The organism is Pseudomonas putida (assembly GCF_004357765.1).
Classification (GTDB): Bacteria; Pseudomonadota; Gammaproteobacteria; order Pseudomonadales; family Pseudomonadaceae; genus Aquipseudomonas; species Aquipseudomonas putida_U.
Genome location: NZ_SMTE01000020.1, coordinates 59368 through 73605, shown reverse-complemented (window position 1 = coordinate 73605; position 14238 = coordinate 59368). Strand labels below are relative to the sequence as shown.

15 protein-coding genes are annotated in these 14238 nt (G+C 63.2%); 2 read left to right on the top strand and 13 right to left on the bottom strand.

Going from position 1 to position 14238, the window contains the following annotated elements; all coding sequences use genetic code 11:
- Positions 1 to 112 precede the first annotated feature (112 nt).
- From acpP to E2H86_RS24025, 6 genes are all read right to left on the bottom strand, one after another.
- The gene (gene acpP / locus E2H86_RS24050) at positions 113 to 349 is read right to left on the bottom strand and encodes an acyl carrier protein (RefSeq protein WP_043214413.1); all 237 of its coding nucleotides are present in this window, start codon (positions 347 to 349) and stop codon (positions 113 to 115) included.
- A gap of 203 nt (positions 350 to 552) precedes the next feature.
- The gene (gene fabG, locus E2H86_RS24045; protein ID WP_133332007.1) at positions 553 to 1293 is read right to left on the bottom strand and encodes a 3-oxoacyl-ACP reductase FabG; all 741 of its coding nucleotides are present in this window, start codon (positions 1291 to 1293) and stop codon (positions 553 to 555) included.
- Between the two features lie 16 nt (positions 1294 to 1309).
- Complete coding sequence (gene fabD, locus E2H86_RS24040) at positions 1310 to 2248, bottom strand: ACP S-malonyltransferase (RefSeq protein WP_133332006.1); 939 nt, start codon at positions 2246 to 2248, stop codon at positions 1310 to 1312.
- A gap of 166 nt (positions 2249 to 2414) precedes the next feature.
- Positions 2415 to 3425: a phosphate acyltransferase PlsX gene (gene plsX, locus E2H86_RS24035; protein WP_133332005.1), complete on the bottom strand. Its 1011-nt coding sequence runs from the start codon at positions 3423 to 3425 to the stop codon at positions 2415 to 2417.
- Positions 3426 to 3428: 3 nt separating this feature from the next.
- Entirely contained in the window at positions 3429 to 3611 is a 183-nt protein-coding gene (gene rpmF, locus E2H86_RS24030; protein ID WP_010223221.1) for a 50S ribosomal protein L32, read from the bottom strand.
- A 13-nt stretch (positions 3612 to 3624) separates the two neighbouring features.
- Positions 3625 to 4152, bottom strand: coding sequence for a YceD family protein (locus E2H86_RS24025; RefSeq protein ID WP_133332004.1), 528 nt, complete (start codon positions 4150 to 4152; stop codon positions 3625 to 3627).
- A gap of 96 nt (positions 4153 to 4248) precedes the next feature.
- Here E2H86_RS24025 and E2H86_RS24020 point away from each other — a divergent pair, with 96 nt between their 5' ends.
- Positions 4249 to 4827, top strand: coding sequence for a Maf family protein (locus E2H86_RS24020; RefSeq protein WP_133332003.1), 579 nt, complete (start codon positions 4249 to 4251; stop codon positions 4825 to 4827).
- A 66-nt stretch (positions 4828 to 4893) separates the two neighbouring features.
- On the opposite strand, the gene E2H86_RS24015 is transcribed toward E2H86_RS24020, so the two are convergent.
- From E2H86_RS24015 to rluC, 3 genes are read right to left on the bottom strand one after another with little or no spacing between them, the layout of a single operon-like run.
- A complete protein-coding gene (locus E2H86_RS24015) occupies positions 4894 to 5883 on the bottom strand; it encodes a S49 family peptidase (RefSeq protein WP_133332002.1) in 990 nt (329 codons plus the stop codon).
- Positions 5884 to 5885: 2 nt separating this feature from the next.
- Positions 5886 to 6566 (bottom strand): HAD family hydrolase, encoded by a 681-nt coding sequence (locus E2H86_RS24010; RefSeq protein WP_133332001.1) that lies wholly within the window; start codon positions 6564 to 6566, stop codon positions 5886 to 5888.
- Positions 6556 to 7512 (bottom strand): 23S rRNA pseudouridine(955/2504/2580) synthase RluC, encoded by a 957-nt coding sequence (gene rluC, locus E2H86_RS24005; RefSeq protein ID WP_133332000.1) that lies wholly within the window; start codon positions 7510 to 7512, stop codon positions 6556 to 6558. Before rluC ends, E2H86_RS24010 begins: the two co-directional genes overlap by 11 nt.
- Before the next feature lie 810 nt (positions 7513 to 8322).
- Between rluC and rne the strand changes: the two genes are divergently transcribed.
- A complete protein-coding gene (rne, locus tag E2H86_RS23995; protein WP_133331999.1) occupies positions 8323 to 11583 on the top strand; it encodes a ribonuclease E in 3261 nt (1086 codons plus the stop codon).
- Between the two features lie 186 nt (positions 11584 to 11769).
- On the opposite strand, the gene murB is transcribed toward rne, so the two are convergent.
- From murB to E2H86_RS23975, 4 genes are read right to left on the bottom strand one after another with little or no spacing between them, the layout of a single operon-like run.
- Positions 11770 to 12789: a UDP-N-acetylmuramate dehydrogenase gene (gene murB, locus E2H86_RS23990; protein WP_133331998.1), complete on the bottom strand. Its 1020-nt coding sequence runs from the start codon at positions 12787 to 12789 to the stop codon at positions 11770 to 11772.
- Positions 12786 to 13250 carry a low molecular weight protein-tyrosine-phosphatase gene (locus tag E2H86_RS23985; protein ID WP_133331997.1) on the bottom strand — a complete coding sequence of 155 codons (465 nt, stop codon included), beginning with the start codon at positions 13248 to 13250 and terminating at the stop codon, positions 12786 to 12788. The genes murB and E2H86_RS23985 overlap by 4 nt, the downstream gene beginning before the upstream one ends.
- A complete protein-coding gene (kdsB, locus tag E2H86_RS23980; RefSeq protein ID WP_133331996.1) occupies positions 13250 to 14014 on the bottom strand; it encodes a 3-deoxy-manno-octulosonate cytidylyltransferase in 765 nt (254 codons plus the stop codon). The genes E2H86_RS23985 and kdsB overlap by 1 nt, the downstream gene beginning before the upstream one ends.
- Positions 14011 to 14196: a Trm112 family protein gene (locus E2H86_RS23975; RefSeq protein ID WP_003247142.1), complete on the bottom strand. Its 186-nt coding sequence runs from the start codon at positions 14194 to 14196 to the stop codon at positions 14011 to 14013. The genes kdsB and E2H86_RS23975 overlap by 4 nt, the downstream gene beginning before the upstream one ends.
- Positions 14197 to 14238: the final 42 nt, after the last annotated feature.

Here is a 14238-nt window from a genome sequence, read left to right as displayed (position 1 = left end):
CTCTCGGTGCCCGCATAACCTGTGCACCGAAACGTGGGGCTGGCAAAGAAAAAACCGCACGCCGGCAAAGGCAGTGCGGTTCTTCTCGACAAGAAGCGTCGACTACAGCGTCTTAGGCCTGGTGGCTTTTGACGTAGTCGATGGCAGCTTGAACGGTAGTGATCTTCTCGGCTTCTTCGTCAGGAATTTCGGTCTCGAATTCCTCTTCCAGAGCCATCACCAGCTCAACGGTGTCAAGCGAATCGGCACCCAGGTCATCGACGAAGGACTTCTCAGCAGTCACTTCTTCTTCCTTGACGCCCAGTTGCTCGGCGACGATTTTCTTGACGCGTTCTTCGATGGTGCTCATACCTAGTTTTCACTCCTAATGGACATATGTCAGGCAGCTGGCCGGTGACCAATTTTATAGAAAGACATTCGCTTTTCAAGCAGAACGCACCTTCCAACGGACCACCCGACCCTCTGCCTGGAATCTGGTTGCAGCTTTATAACGGATTTTAGGCTCGGAGTATGACTCTTTTTTTACCCAATCCGTCACATTGACTTGCGTTGTTACATGTACATACCGCCGTTCACCGGTACTGTAGCGCCGGTGACGTAGGCTGCGCCGTCGGATGCCAGGAAGGAGACCACCTTAGCGATTTCCTCGGCCTGACCCAGGCGGCCCAGCGGAATCTGGGTCTGCAGGGCCTCGCGCTGCGCTTCTGGCAGCTCACGGGTCATGTCGGTATCGATGAAGCCCGGGGTTACCGAGTTGACGGTGATGTTGCGCGAGCCGACCTCACGCGCCAGGGCGCGACTGAAGCCTTCCAGGCCTGCCTTGGCGGCAGCGTAGTTGACCTGGCCGACGTTGCCCATGGCACCGACGACCGAACCGATGCTGATGATACGACCCCAACGCGCCTTGGTCATGCCACGCAACACGCCCTTGGACAGACGGTAAAGGCTGTTCAGGTTGGTGTCGACGACATCGAACCACTCGTCGTCTTTCATCCGCAGCATGAGGTTGTCACGGGTGATACCGGCATTGTTGACCAGGATCGCTGGAGCGCCGAACTGCTCGCCGATGGCCCCGAGCACAGCGCTGACGGACTCGTCGCTGGTCACGTTGAGTTCCATGCCGGTGCCCTGGATGCCGTGCTCCTTGAGGGTGGCGGCAATACGCTCGGCGCCCGAAGCGGACGTGGCGGTACCGATCACGATCGCGCCCTGACGGCCCAACTCGAGGGCGATGGCCTGGCCGATGCCACGGCTGGCGCCGGTGACCAGTGCTACTTTACCTTGCAGGCTCATGCAAGCTTCTCCAAATTCAGGCCAGCGCCGCACGGGTGGCGGCGACGGCGTCGGGGGTATTGAGGTTGTAGGTGGTCACACCGTCGGCGCAACGCTTGTTGAGGCCCGCCAGGACCTTGCCTGGACCGCACTCGACCAGGTTGACCGCGCCATTGGCGGCCAAGGTTTGCACGCATTCCACCCAACGTACCGGCTGGTACAGCTGCGCCAGCAGGTCATGCTTGAGCGCGTCGAGGTCTGCGGCGATGGCGGCGGTAACGTTCTGCACCACCGGGATCTGCGGCGCCTTCCACTCGATGGCATTGACCGCCTCGGCGAAGCGCTCGGCAGCCGGCTTCATCAGTGCGCAGTGCGACGGCACGCTGACTGCCAGGGGCAAGGCACGCTTGGCACCCTTGGCCTTGCACAGTTCGATGGCGCGATCGACCGCAGCCTTGTTACCGGCGATGACCACCTGGCCTGGCGAGTTGAAGTTCACCGCACTGACCACTTCGTCTTCAGCCGCTTCGGCACAGATGTCCACCACCACGGCGTCGTCCAGACCCAGAATCGCGGCCATGGCACCATGACCGGCCGGTACCGCTTCCTGCATCAGTTGACCACGGCGCTCCACCAGGCGCACCGCGTCTTTCAGGCTGATGCTGCCGGCAGCGACGAGAGCGCTGTATTCACCCAGGCTGTGGCCGGACACGAAGGCCGGACGAGCGCCGCCCTCCTCCAGCCACAGACGCCACAGTGCGATGGACGCAGTGAGGATTGCCGGCTGAGTCTTGTCGGTTTGGTTGAGTTGTTCCTCCGGACCCTGCTGGACCAATTGCCACAGGTCGTAGCCCAGAGCCTCGGAAGCTTCCTTGAAGGTCTCGATGATCACCGGCTTTTCAGCACCGAGTTCGGCGAGCATGCCCAGCGACTGGGAACCTTGACCGGGGAAGACGAATGCGAGGGATGCAGACATTGAACAAGCCCTTATGATCTTGTCGTCGAATAGAGTGCGCCAGGCCTAGGGCCAGGCGCGGAATCTGTTAGCTTGGATGGAGACGCGGACCAAGCGGTCACATTTAAGCATCTCGCGACCGATATGCCTAAGGCCTTTGTACGCGCAGATGCGACAGATACAAACACTAAGGCAACAAATCCTCGAGCCGCCCGTGCAGGCGCTGCGGCAGGTTTTCCTGGATCTCGATCAGCGCCCGATGGATCGCACTCTGGAATCCCTGCACGCCCGCAGAGCCATGACTCTTGATCACGATACCCTGCAGCCCGAGGAAGCTCGCGCCATTATGCCGTGCCGGCGCCAGGTCGGCCTGCAAGCGTTTGAGCAACGGCATCGCCACCACCCCAGCCAGACGTGATAGAGCGCCACCTTTGAACAGCTGCTCGATGCGCGCCCCGATCATGGTCGCCAACCCTTCGCTGGACTTGAGCAGGATGTTGCCGACGAAACCGTCGCACACCACCACGTCCGCTTCGCCACGGTACAACCCATCTCCCTCGACGAAACCGACGTAGTTCAACCCACGCGCGCCCTGCAACAAGCTGGCGGCCAGCTTGACCTGCTGGTTGCCCTTGATGTCCTCGGTACCGATGTTGAGCAGCGCCACCCGTGGCCGGTGGATACCCAAGGCCTGGGCGGCCACCGACCCCATGACGGCGAACTGATAGAGGTTCTCGGCGCTGCAATCGACATTGGCGCCCAAGTCCAGCAACTGGCAGTACCCCGTCTGGGTCGGGATAGCGGCGACCATGGCCGGACGATCGATACCCGGCAGGGTCTTGAGGACGAACCGCGAAAGCGCCATCAGCGCCCCGGTATTGCCGGCACTGACGCAGGCCTGGGCCTTGCCGTCACGCACCAGTTCCAGGGCGATGCGCATCGACGAATCCGGTTTGCCGCGCAACGCCTGAGAAGGCCGCTCGTCCATGCCGATCACCTCGTTGGCCGGCACGATCTGCAGGCGCGCGCGATCCGCAGCCGCAAGGCCGCCGACAAGCTCTTCAAGGAGGGAGGGTTGACCGACGAGGGTCAGGTGCAACGAGGGTGTAGCCGAAAGGCAGGCAATGCTAGCCTGGACAATGCTGCGGGGACCGAAGTCCCCGCCCATTGCGTCGATCGCGATGATCTGAGCGGACAAGGATTACTCGTCAGCGCCCTTGTCGATCACTTTGCGACCACGGTATACGCCTTCTGGCGAAACGTGGTGGCGCAGGTGGACTTCACCGGTGGTTTTTTCTACCGACAGCGCGTTTTCCGACAGGGCGTCGTGGGAACGGCGCATGTCACGGGCAGAGCGGGATTTTTTGTTCTGCTGAACAGCCATAATTGATTAACTCCTAAACGTTTGGGTCACGCTTTAACTGCGCCAAAACACTGAACGGGTTGGACCGCGATACCTCGTCCTTGCTCGATTCGGGCTCGTCTGCGCCCGCCGGCTGCTGGCATTCTTCCGGATGATGAGCAGGCACGATAGGCAAGGCGAGCAACAGCTCCTCCTCGACCAATGCCTGCAGATCCAAAGGATCTTCGCCCAGTTCCAGCACGTCATAGCCTTTCGGCAACGACTGGGTATTCGCACCCTCTTTCACCACGGCGTATGTGCATTCGCTGTGGATCGGCAGGGTGACCAGCTCAAGACAACGCTGGCAAACCATCTTGACCTCAACGTCCAGTTCGCTGTGGATAACCACGACGTGCTGTTCGTCTCGTTCAAAATCGAACTTCGCCTGCACCGTACCGACATCGTCGGAAAGCGGGTCGCAGAGTCTTTCCAAATCAGCGAGTTGCAGCGAACCAGTGATGGTTACGCCACGATCAGCTAATTTGCGCGGGTCAACGTGAGGTGGAATCGGGTCATTCAACATAGGCGCAGCATTCTAGGGATGCCCCCCGTCCCTGTCAAAGGAAATTCGGCGGCATCGCGCATGTTAGAATCGGGCTCATCCGACCAGGAGTCTATCATGCTTCCCCTGTTACTGGCTTCGAGCTCTACCTACCGGCGCGAACTGCTGACCCGCCTGCGCCTGCCCTTCATCTGGGCAAGCCCCGATATAGACGAAAGACGCCTGGATGAGGAACCAGCTGTCGACTTGGTGCGACGACTCGCCAAGGCCAAGGCCGAGGCGTTGGCGGCGGACTATCCAGGGCACCTGATCATAGGCTCGGACCAGGTCGCGGTGCTGGGCGAACAAGTGCTGGGCAAGCCACACACCTTCGAGCGCGCCTGCGAGCAATTGCTCGAAGCCAGCGGACAGCAGGTCACGTTCCTGACCGGGCTGGCATTGCTCAACAGCAGCACCGGGCGCTGCCAGGTGGACTGCGTGCCGTTCACCGTGAACATGCGCGAACTGGACCGCGAGCGCGTGGAGCGCTACGTGACGGCGGAGCAGCCACTCGATTGCGCGGGGAGTTTCAAGGCGGAAGGGTTGGGAGTGAGTTTATTTCAAAGCACCCACGGGCCGGATGCGACCAGTTTGATCGGGCTGCCACTGATTCGGCTGGTGGATATGCTGACCCAGGAGGGGGTGGTGATCCCGTAGCACGTCGGGAGACAGAGGGCGGCGCTCGATCTCAGAGCCACCACCGCCCTCAAACGCCCCCGAGAATCACCGCAACTGCGGCCCCTGGAAGCCCATCCACATGGCCAGATGCTCTGCGACACTGGCCCCGATACGCTTGGAGAATCGATCGAACGGCGACTCCTGGACGGTAAAGTCCACCAACTCCTTCTCACCGACGATATCGCGCGCCACGTAACTGGCACTCCCCAAGCCATCCACCAGCCCCAGCGCCTGGGCCTGCTCACCCGACCAGATCAGGCCACTGAACAGCTCCGGATGCTCTTTGTCCTTCAGGCGCTCGCCACGCCCTTGCTTGACCATGGCGATGAACTGCTGATGAGTGGTATCCAGCACACCTTGCCAGAACTTGGTTTCCTCGGGTTTCTCCGGGGAGAACGGATCAAGAAACGCCTTGTGCTCACCCGATGTGTACGCCCGCCGCTCGACACCCAGCTTCTCCATGGCACCGACGAACCCGTAGCCAGCCGCCGTGACGCCGATCGAGCCGACCAGACTGGCCTTGTCGGCATAGATCTCGTCAGCCGCACTGGCGATGTAATAGGCACCTGACGCGCCCAGGTCGGTGATCACCGCATAGAGCTTGATCTGCGGATGCTCGCCGCGCAGGCGGCGGATCTCGTCATACACATAGCCGGCCTGCACCGGGCTGCCGCCCGGACTGTTGATGCGCAACACCACGGCCTTGGTCTTGGGATCCTTGAAGGCTTCGCGCAGGCCCTTGATGATGTTGTCGGCGCTGGCCGCCTCCTGGTCGGCAATCACCCCTCGCACCTCCACCAGCGCCGTGTGGCTGGCGCTGCGCGATGCGGCCTTGTCCATATCGGTCAGCGGCAGGAACAGCGCCAGGATGCCGAACAGGTAGACGAAGGTCAGCAGTTTGAAGAAGATCCCCCAACGCCGCGCGCGACGCTGCTCTTGAATACCCGCCAGAAGGGTCTTTTCGAGCAGCTTCCAGCTTTTGCGCTCCTCGCGCTCTGCCGGCTCGGGCTCAGGTGCTTTCCACTCGTCTGTCATGCTCACCTACCTTGGATTGGGAATTGCGCGGAACCGGCCAACCACTCGCGTAGCTGGGAAAAGCGCTCGATGCAGACCTGCGGACCGAACTCGGCCAGGGCCTGCAGCGACATGGCACCATAGCCGACGGCGACCGAATGCATGCCGGCATTGCTGGCCATCTGCAGGTCGAATGCTGAATCTCCGACCATCAGGGCCCGCCCAGGTTCGACCCGGCAGTGCTGGAGTATCTCCTCGAGCATCAACGGGTGCGGCTTACCACGGGTTTCATCTGCTGCGCGGGTAATATCGAAGTAGCGCTCCCAACCGTGCGCCTTGAGCACCCGATCCAGACCGCGACGCGCCTTGCCGGTGGCAACCGCCATGCGGTAACCCTCGACACGAAAGGCCTCCAGCGACTCGGCCACGCCTTCGAACAGTGGCGAGGGCTCCTGATCGAGGGCCATGTACACATCAGCGTAGTGTTGGCGGAACACCGCAACCTGATGCGCATCCAGATGCGGGTACAAGACCGAAATGGCCTCGCCCAAGGCCAGACCGATGATGCCCTTGATAGCATCGTCCCGACTCGGTGCCTCGCCGGCACGCTCGGCGGCAAGGTTCATCGCCTCGACGATGCGACCGATGGAGTCGGCCAGGGTCCCGTCCCAATCGAAGATCAGCAGCTGGTAATCAGGTCGCACTCAAACGCTCCACGGTCTTGGCCCAGACCTCGTCCACCGGAGCCTCGAGCTTGAGCTCGCCGCCATCGGGCAGCGGCACGGTCAGCGCATAGGCATGCAGGAACAGGCGCTTGCCGCCCAGTTCGCGGATCTCGCGACTGAAATCTTCGTCGCCGTACTTGCTGTCACCGGCGATCATGTGCCCGGCATGCAGGGTGTGCACGCGAATCTGATGGGTACGGCCCGTGATAGGCCGCGCCTCGACGATGGTGGCGAACTCGCCGAAGCGGCGCAGCACGCGAAACATCGTCAACGCCTCCTTGCCTTCGTCGTTGACTTCGACCATGCGCTCACCGGAGCGCAAGTTGCTCTTGAGCAGAGGTGCGTTGACCTGCTTCTTCGAGGTTGGCCAATGGCCACGCACCAGGGCCATGTAGCGCTTGTCGACGCCATCGCCACGCAACGCGGCGTGCAGGTGGCGCAGCATGCTGCGCTTCTTGGCGATCATCAGCAGACCGGACGTATCGCGATCGAGCCGGTGCACCAGCTCGAGCTCCTTGGCATCGGGACGCAACTGGCGCAGCGCCTCGATCACGCCGAAGCTCAGGCCGCTGCCGCCATGCACGGCGATGCCGGCGGGCTTGTTCATCACGATCAGCGCCTTGTCTTCGTAGACGATAGCCGCCTCCAGGCGCTGCAGCAGCCCCTGGGCCACCGGCGCCGGCTCGTCGCGCTCGGGCAGACGGACGGGCGGCACCCGCACGATGTCGCCTGCCTGCAGTTTGTACTCGGGTTTGATGCGGCCCTTGTTGACCCTGACTTCGCCCTTGCGCAGGATGCGATAGACCAGGGTCTTGGGCACACCCTTGAGGGCCGTGATGAGGAAATTGTCGATGCGTTGGCCGGCAAGCTCCGGCGCGACTTCGATCAGCTGAACGCCGGAAGTCGGAGGGGTATTGGTCGTCATGGCGGGATCATAACAATTTTTTATGGAATTGAAGCACTTAATCATTACTGCTATAGTCGCGAACGCCGCCAAAAGCGGCAGGCCAGCGGAACCAGGCCCTCGGCCGGCCCCTGACCAACGCAATTCTCCAGGACGCGAGGCCGTCCTACGGGGTTTTCGCCAGTTTACCGAATTGCCTGGAATCGCCACCAGCGCCGTGTAGAGAAGACCGAAAAAAAACGACAAGTGCGGTGTTTCACCTGCTTACCCGCTTCTTTTCGCCGTACCTCTGCCCCGCCTCGATGCTTCCACGCAACCCCGGGCGAATGCTTCGGAAATACCTGCCTTGGACATGAATGGCGTCAGCGCGGTAGCGCGCTGGCGAAAAATGCAACCCGTTGCGGATTCAGCGCGCGGCAGCACCCGAATTATCAGGGATACGTGCAGGGTGGAGATGCACAGCCCTCGGACCGTGTAGCACCGCGTCCGGCCACCGGCCCAAAGACATTGCCGGCGAGCGGATAAGGTCCTGAAAAGATGCCTCCGGGCGTCCACGGCTGACGGTTGATTCCTCCTCCTGACTGAGTGCACGGGGCCGGCAAGTTGATTCGGATATCGATCGGATATCGCATCAGTTGGCACAAGGCCTCGTTGGCACCGCAGCAAACAGGACGCGTCGTCGCGACAACGGCAGGCTGGGCAACCGGCTGGTGCCGAACGTCGCCAGACACGGGGGTGGCCCGGCCATCCTTTGCGCACCTTGGCACCGACCATTGAGAAGTCGTGTGTGCCGAACGCCGTTTCCGGCAGCCCGGAAACCGACGGTACAACATGAAAAGAATGCTGATTAACGCAACTCAACCCGAAGAGTTGCGTGTAGCCCTGGTGGACGGCCAACGTCTGTACGACCTGGACATCGAGTCCGGCGCCCGTGAGCAGAAAAAGGCCAACATCTACAAAGGCAAGATCACCCGCATCGAACCCAGCCTCGAAGCCGCCTTCGTCGACTTCGGTTCCGAACGTCACGGCTTCCTGCCGCTGAAAGAAATCTCCCGCGAATACTTCAAGAAGACCCCGGAAGGCCGCGTCAACATCAAGGACGTGCTCAGCGAAGGTCAGGAAGTCATCGTCCAGGTCGAGAAGGAAGAGCGCGGCAACAAAGGCGCCGCCCTGACCACCTTCATCAGCCTGGCCGGTCGCTATCTGGTACTGATGCCGAACAACCCGCGCGCCGGCGGCATCTCCCGCCGCATCGAGGGCGAGGAGCGCAACGAACTGCGTGAAGCGCTCAACGGCCTGACCGTTCCCGGCGACATGGGCCTGATCGTGCGCACTGCCGGCCTTGGCCGCAGCAGCGAAGAAATGCAGTGGGATCTCGATTACCTGCTGCAACTGTGGAGCGCCATCAAGGAAGCCTCCGAAGACCGCGCCGCGCCGTTCCTGATCTACCAGGAAAGCAACGTCATCATCCGCGCCATCCGCGACTACCTGCGTCAGGACATCGGCGAAGTGCTGATCGACAGCATCGACGCACAGGAAGAAGCCCTGACCTTCATCCGCCAGGTGATGCCGCAGTACGCCAGCAAGGTCAAGCTGTACGAAGACAGCGTCCCGCTGTTCAACCGCTTCCAGATCGAAAGCCAGATCGAAACCGCCTTCCAGCGCGTGGTCGACCTGCCGTCCGGTGGCTCGATCGTGATCGACCCGACCGAGGCCTTGGTATCCATCGACATCAACTCGGCGCGCGCCACCAAGGGTAGCGACATCGAGGAAACCGCCCTGCAGACCAACCTGGAAGCGGCCGAGGAAATCGCCCGCCAGTTGCGCCTGCGTGACATCGGCGGCCTGATCGTCATCGACTTCATCGACATGACCCCGGCGAAGAACCAGCGCGCCGTCGAAGAGCGCGTGCGCGAATGCCTCGAAGCCGACCGCGCCCGCGTCCAGGTAGGCCGCATCTCGCGCTTCGGTTTGCTGGAAATGTCGCGTCAGCGACTGCGCCCATCGCTCGGCGAAAGCAGCGGCATCGTCTGCCCACGCTGCTCGGGCACCGGCATCATCCGTGACGTCGAGTCGCTGTCGCTGGCGATCCTGCGCCTGATCGAGGAAGAAGCCCTCAAGGACCGCACCGCCGAAGTGCGCGCCCAGGTACCGATTCCGGTGGCAGCCTTCCTGCTCAACGAGAAGCGCAACTCGATCACCAAGATCGAACTGCGCACCCGTGCACGCATCATCATTCTGCCGAACGACCACCTGGAAACCCCGCACTTCGAAGTCCAGCGCCTGCGCGACGACAACCCGGAAGTGCTGAACAACCAGTCCAGCTACGAAATCGCCGCCGCCGAAGCCGAAGAAGCACCGCAGCCGACCGCCACCCGCACCCTGGTGCGCCAGGAAGCGGCGGTCAAGACTGCCCCGGCGCGCGCCAACGCCCCGGTTCCGGCTGCCGCCGAGGAGCCGCAGCAGCCTGCCGCGACCCCCGCCCCCAGCGCGCCCGAGCCGAGCCTGTTCAAGGGTCTGGTGAAGTCGCTGGTGAGCCTGTTCGCCGGCAAGGACGAACCCGCAGTTGCCGCCCCGGCCGTGACTACCGAGAAGCCTGCCACCGAGCGCCCGCAGCGTAACGAGGAGCGTCGCAACGGTCGCCAGCAGAGCCGCAATCGCAATGGCCGTCGCGATGACGAGCGCAAGCCGCGGGAAGAGCGCGCCGAACGCGCACCACGCGAAGAGCGTCAGCCTCGCGAAGACCGTGCACCTCGTGAAGAGCGAGCGCCTCGTGAAGAGCGCGCCCCACGCCAGCCACGCGAAGACCGCCGTGGCAACCGTGAGGAGCGCGTACGCGAACTGCGCGAGCCACTGGACGCTGCACCAGCCGCCCGCGAAGAGCGTGCACCTCGTGAAGAACGCGCACCGCGCGAAGAGCGTGCTCCACGCGAAGAACGCGCACCTCGTGAAGAGCGTGCTCCACGCGAAGAACGCGCACCGCGTGAAGAGCGTGCTCCACGCGAAGAGCGTGCTCCACGTGAAGAACGCGCACCGCGTGAAGAGCGTGCTCCACGTGAAGAACGCGCACCGCGTGAAGAGCGTGCTCCACGTGAAGAACGCGCACCGCGAGCGCCTCGCGAAGAGCGCCAACCACGTGCAGCCGAGCAGGCTGCAGAGCAGGCCGAGGAGCAGCTGCCGAACGAAGAGGCACTGCAGCAGGACGAACAGGAAGGCACCGATGGCGAGCGTCCACGTCGCCGCTCCCGTGGCCAGCGTCGTCGCAGCAATCGTCGTGAGCGCCAGCGTAATGCCAACGGCGAGCTGATCGAGGGTGGCGAGGAAGAAGGCAGCGAAGAGCAGCCACAGCAGCACCAGGCCAGCGAGCTTGGCGCTCAACTGGCCGCCGGGGTGGCCGTCACTGCAGCCGTCGCTTCCAGTAACATCAGCGCCGAAGCCGAAGCCGAGGCCAACCAGCAGGCCGAGCGCGCTACTGCCGACACCGCGGTCACCGACAACAGCGAAGCCACCCCGCCGGTCGAGCAGGCTGAAGGGGTTGCCGAAACCGCTGCCAAGGTCGAGGAAGTGGCTATCGCGCCAGTGGTCGAGCAGCCGGTCAGCGAGCCGGTCGCCGTGGTCGAAGCCGGTAGCGAACCTGTGGTCGAGGTCACGCCAGAGCCAGTCGTCGAACAAGCGCCTGCCGCCCTGCCGGTAGTGGTCGCCGAAACGCCGGTAGAGACCGCGGAGCAGGCACCTGCTGTGGAACCCATTGAAGCCGAGCAGACGCCAGTCGTCGTTGAGGCGGCTCCGGTGGTCGAACAGCCAGCCGCCGTCGTCGAGGCCCAGCCAGAAGCAGCTACCGAAGCCGCCCCGGTGGTCGAACAAGCCGCTCCTGTCACCGCCGAGCCCGCCCCGGTCGAAGCACCGGCAGTGGTCGAGGCCGCGACCGTGATGCTGCCTAACGGTCGCGCCCCGAACGATCCACGTGAAGTGCGCCGCCGCAAGCGTGAAGCCGAGGCAGCCGCCAAAGCCGCCGAGGCTGCCGCCGCTGCTGTGCCTGCCGAACAGGCAGCGCTGGAAACCGCCGATGAGCACAAGCCTCATCACGGTTGATAGCCACGGCTGAATGAAAAAGCCCCGCCAGTGCGAACTGGCGGGGCTTTTTTTGGGTCGCTGATGAGCGCCACTAGGTGCTTGTCTTGGAGGCTGAGGTGGTGCGTAAATCGAGCGCCGCGCGGGCGGCGCTAGATCTCACAGGCGCCTAATACCTTACGGCAGGCACCCAAAGCCCCCCAACATTCAGTAAAGGTTAGGCTCCATCTCCAACGCCACCCCGAATCGCTCAAGGATGTCCGCCTGGATACGCTGCGCCAATTCATGCAACTGTGCCCCACTCGCCTGGCCATGGTTGACCAGCACCAACGACTGCAACCGATGCACGCCGGCATCGCCCTGGCGATAACCCTTCCAGCCGGCTTGTTCGATCAACCAGCCCGCCGCCAGCTTCATCTGCCCATCGTCCTGGGGATAGGCCACCACCCCCGGATGCTCGATTCGAATCCGCAGCACTTGCTCGGCAGCGACCACCGGGTTCTTGAAGAAACTCCCAGCATTGCCCAGCTCGGCAGGATCCGGCAGTTTTTCCCGGCGAATACTACAGATGGCATCGCTGATCGCCTGAGCCGTCGGCTGCTGCACCCCCTGCTCCGCCAGGCGCTGACGCACCGGGCCGTAATCCAGGTGCGCTTGCAATGCATGGCTCAGGGCAAACCGTACGCGCAGGATCAACCAACGCCCCGGGGTGCGCTTGAACACGCTGTCGCGGTAACCAAAGGCGCATGCCCGCAGGTCGAATTCGTGCAACTCGCCGGTTTCTCGGTCCAGCGCAGTCAGTCCGGCGAACACGTCCTTGATCTCGACGCCATAGGCACCGACGTTCTGCATCGGCGCCGCACCTACAGTGCCGGGAATCAGGCTGAGGTTTTCCAGGCCGCACAAGCCTTGCTCCAACGACCACTGCACGAACGGATGCCATGGCTCGCCAGCCTCGGCTTCGATGACCACCCGCTCACCGTCGTCGACCAGCACGCGGCGGCCCCGACTGGCCATGTGCAACACCAAAGCGTCGATATCGCGAGTCAGCAACAGGTTGCTGCCACCGCCGATGACGAACACCGGCACACCGCGCCGACGCGCCTCGGCCAAGGCCTCACGCACCTCGTCGTCGTCGTGCACCTGAACGAAGTAGCGCGCCTTCACATCAATGCCGAACGTATTGAAGGGCTTGAGCGAGACCTGCTCCTGCCACTGCATCGTCATAATCGTCCCTTGATTTCAACGATCAGTTCACGGCATGCCGCCTCGATCAGGTCGAGCACCTGCTCGAAGCCTTCGGCGCCACCGTAGTATGGATCGGGGACTTCATTGAGCGGCGCACCATAGCGTCGCAGGAACAAGTCGAGTTCGCCGCTGGCAGTGTGCGGGCGCATGGTCCGCAGATGGCCCAGGTTGCTCTCATCCATGGCCAGTATCAGGTCGTACTCGGCAAAGTGGGCAGGCTTGACCTGCTGGGCGCGCTGCGCCGACAGGTCGTAGCCACGCGCCAGAGCCGCTCGGCAGGTACGGCTATCCGGCGCCTTGCCCACGTGCCAGTCGCCGGTGCCGGCCGACGCCACATGCACCTGCTCGGCAAGGCCAGCAGCCTGCAACTGGTGACGCAGCACGCCCTCGGCGGTGGGCGAGCGGCAGATATTGCCCAGGCAGACGAACAGGATGCGCATCAGGCCTCCAACAAGCGCCGCACGCGCTCCAGGTCTTCAGGGGTGTCGACGCCCACGGCAGGGGCCTCGATGGCGTCCTCGACGTGGATCCGCACGCCGTGCCACAAGGCACGCAATTGTTCCAGCGCCTCAGTCTGTTCGAGCCAGCACGGCCCCCAGCCGACGAAGTCCTGCAGGAATCCGACGCGGTACGCGTACATGCCGATGTGACGGCGGTACGGAACGCCTTCAGGCAGGGCGTCCCGGTCCTTGGCAAAGGCATCGCGAGCCCAGGGCAGCGGCGCTCGGCTGAACGTCAGGGCCAGGCCGTTCTTGTCGCTGATCACCTTCACCGCATTGGGGTTGAACACGGTTTCAGGCTCGGCGATCGGCTCGGCGAGCGTGGCGATGCCGGCTTCCGGGTGAGCGGCCAGATTGGCGGCTACCTGGTCGATGATCACCGGCGGGATCAGCGGCTCGTCACCCTGCACGTTGACCACGATGGCGTCGGCAGGCAGACCCAGGTGGGCGGCGACTTCAGCCAGGCGGTCGGTGCCGGACTCATGGTCGGCGCGGGTCAGCAGCACCTCGGCGCCGAATGCCTGGCAGGCATCGACGATGCTGGCATCGTCGGTGGCGATGACCACGCGGCTGGCGCCACTCTTGCGCGCCTGCTCCCAGACATGCTGGACCATCGGCTTGCCGGCGATCGCCAGCAGCGGCTTGCCCGGCAGGCGCGTGGAGCGCAGGCGAGCGGGAATCACCACGGTGAAATTCACGCTCATTTGTCCAGACGCTCGTCGTCGGTCAGGGTGCGCGCCTCGCTTTCCAGCATCACCGGGATGCCGTCGCGGATCGGGTAGGCCAGGCCTGCACCCTTGCTGATCAGCTCGGTCTTGTCGGCACTGAGCTTGAGCGGGCCCTTGGTGATCGGGCAGGCCAGAATATCGAGCAGTTTGGTGTCCATGGAAGCTTCCTTGAGGCCAGGTGGCCGGAAATTGAATAAGGG

Bases quoted from the DNA above. Each gene is read 5' to 3' on its own strand.
- acpP (WP_043214413.1), bottom strand. From the start codon at position 349: ATGAGCACCATCGAAGAACGCGTCAAGAAAATCGTCGCCGAGCAACTG.
- fabG (WP_133332007.1), bottom strand. From the start codon at position 1,293: ATGAGCCTGCAAGGTAAAGTAGCACTGGTCACCGGCGCCAGCCGTGGC.
- fabD (WP_133332006.1), bottom strand. From the start codon at position 2,248: ATGTCTGCATCCCTCGCATTCGTCTTCCCCGGTCAAGGTTCCCAGTCG.
- rpmF (WP_010223221.1), bottom strand. From the start codon at position 3,611: ATGGCTGTTCAGCAGAACAAAAAATCCCGCTCTGCCCGTGACATGCGC.
- E2H86_RS24025 (WP_133332004.1), bottom strand. From the start codon at position 4,152: ATGTTGAATGACCCGATTCCACCTCACGTTGACCCGCGCAAATTAGCT.
- E2H86_RS24020 (WP_133332003.1), top strand. From the start codon at position 4,249: ATGCTTCCCCTGTTACTGGCTTCGAGCTCTACCTACCGGCGCGAACTG.
- E2H86_RS24015 (WP_133332002.1), bottom strand. From the start codon at position 5,883: ATGACAGACGAGTGGAAAGCACCTGAGCCCGAGCCGGCAGAGCGCGAG.
- rluC (WP_133332000.1), bottom strand. From the start codon at position 7,512: ATGACGACCAATACCCCTCCGACTTCCGGCGTTCAGCTGATCGAAGTC.
- rne (WP_133331999.1), top strand. From the start codon at position 8,323: ATGAAAAGAATGCTGATTAACGCAACTCAACCCGAAGAGTTGCGTGTA.
- murB (WP_133331998.1), bottom strand. From the start codon at position 12,789: ATGACGATGCAGTGGCAGGAGCAGGTCTCGCTCAAGCCCTTCAATACG.
- E2H86_RS23985 (WP_133331997.1), bottom strand. From the start codon at position 13,250: ATGCGCATCCTGTTCGTCTGCCTGGGCAATATCTGCCGCTCGCCCACC.
- kdsB (WP_133331996.1), bottom strand. From the start codon at position 14,014: ATGAGCGTGAATTTCACCGTGGTGATTCCCGCTCGCCTGCGCTCCACG.
- E2H86_RS23975 (WP_003247142.1), bottom strand. From the start codon at position 14,196: ATGGACACCAAACTGCTCGATATTCTGGCCTGCCCGATCACCAAGGGC.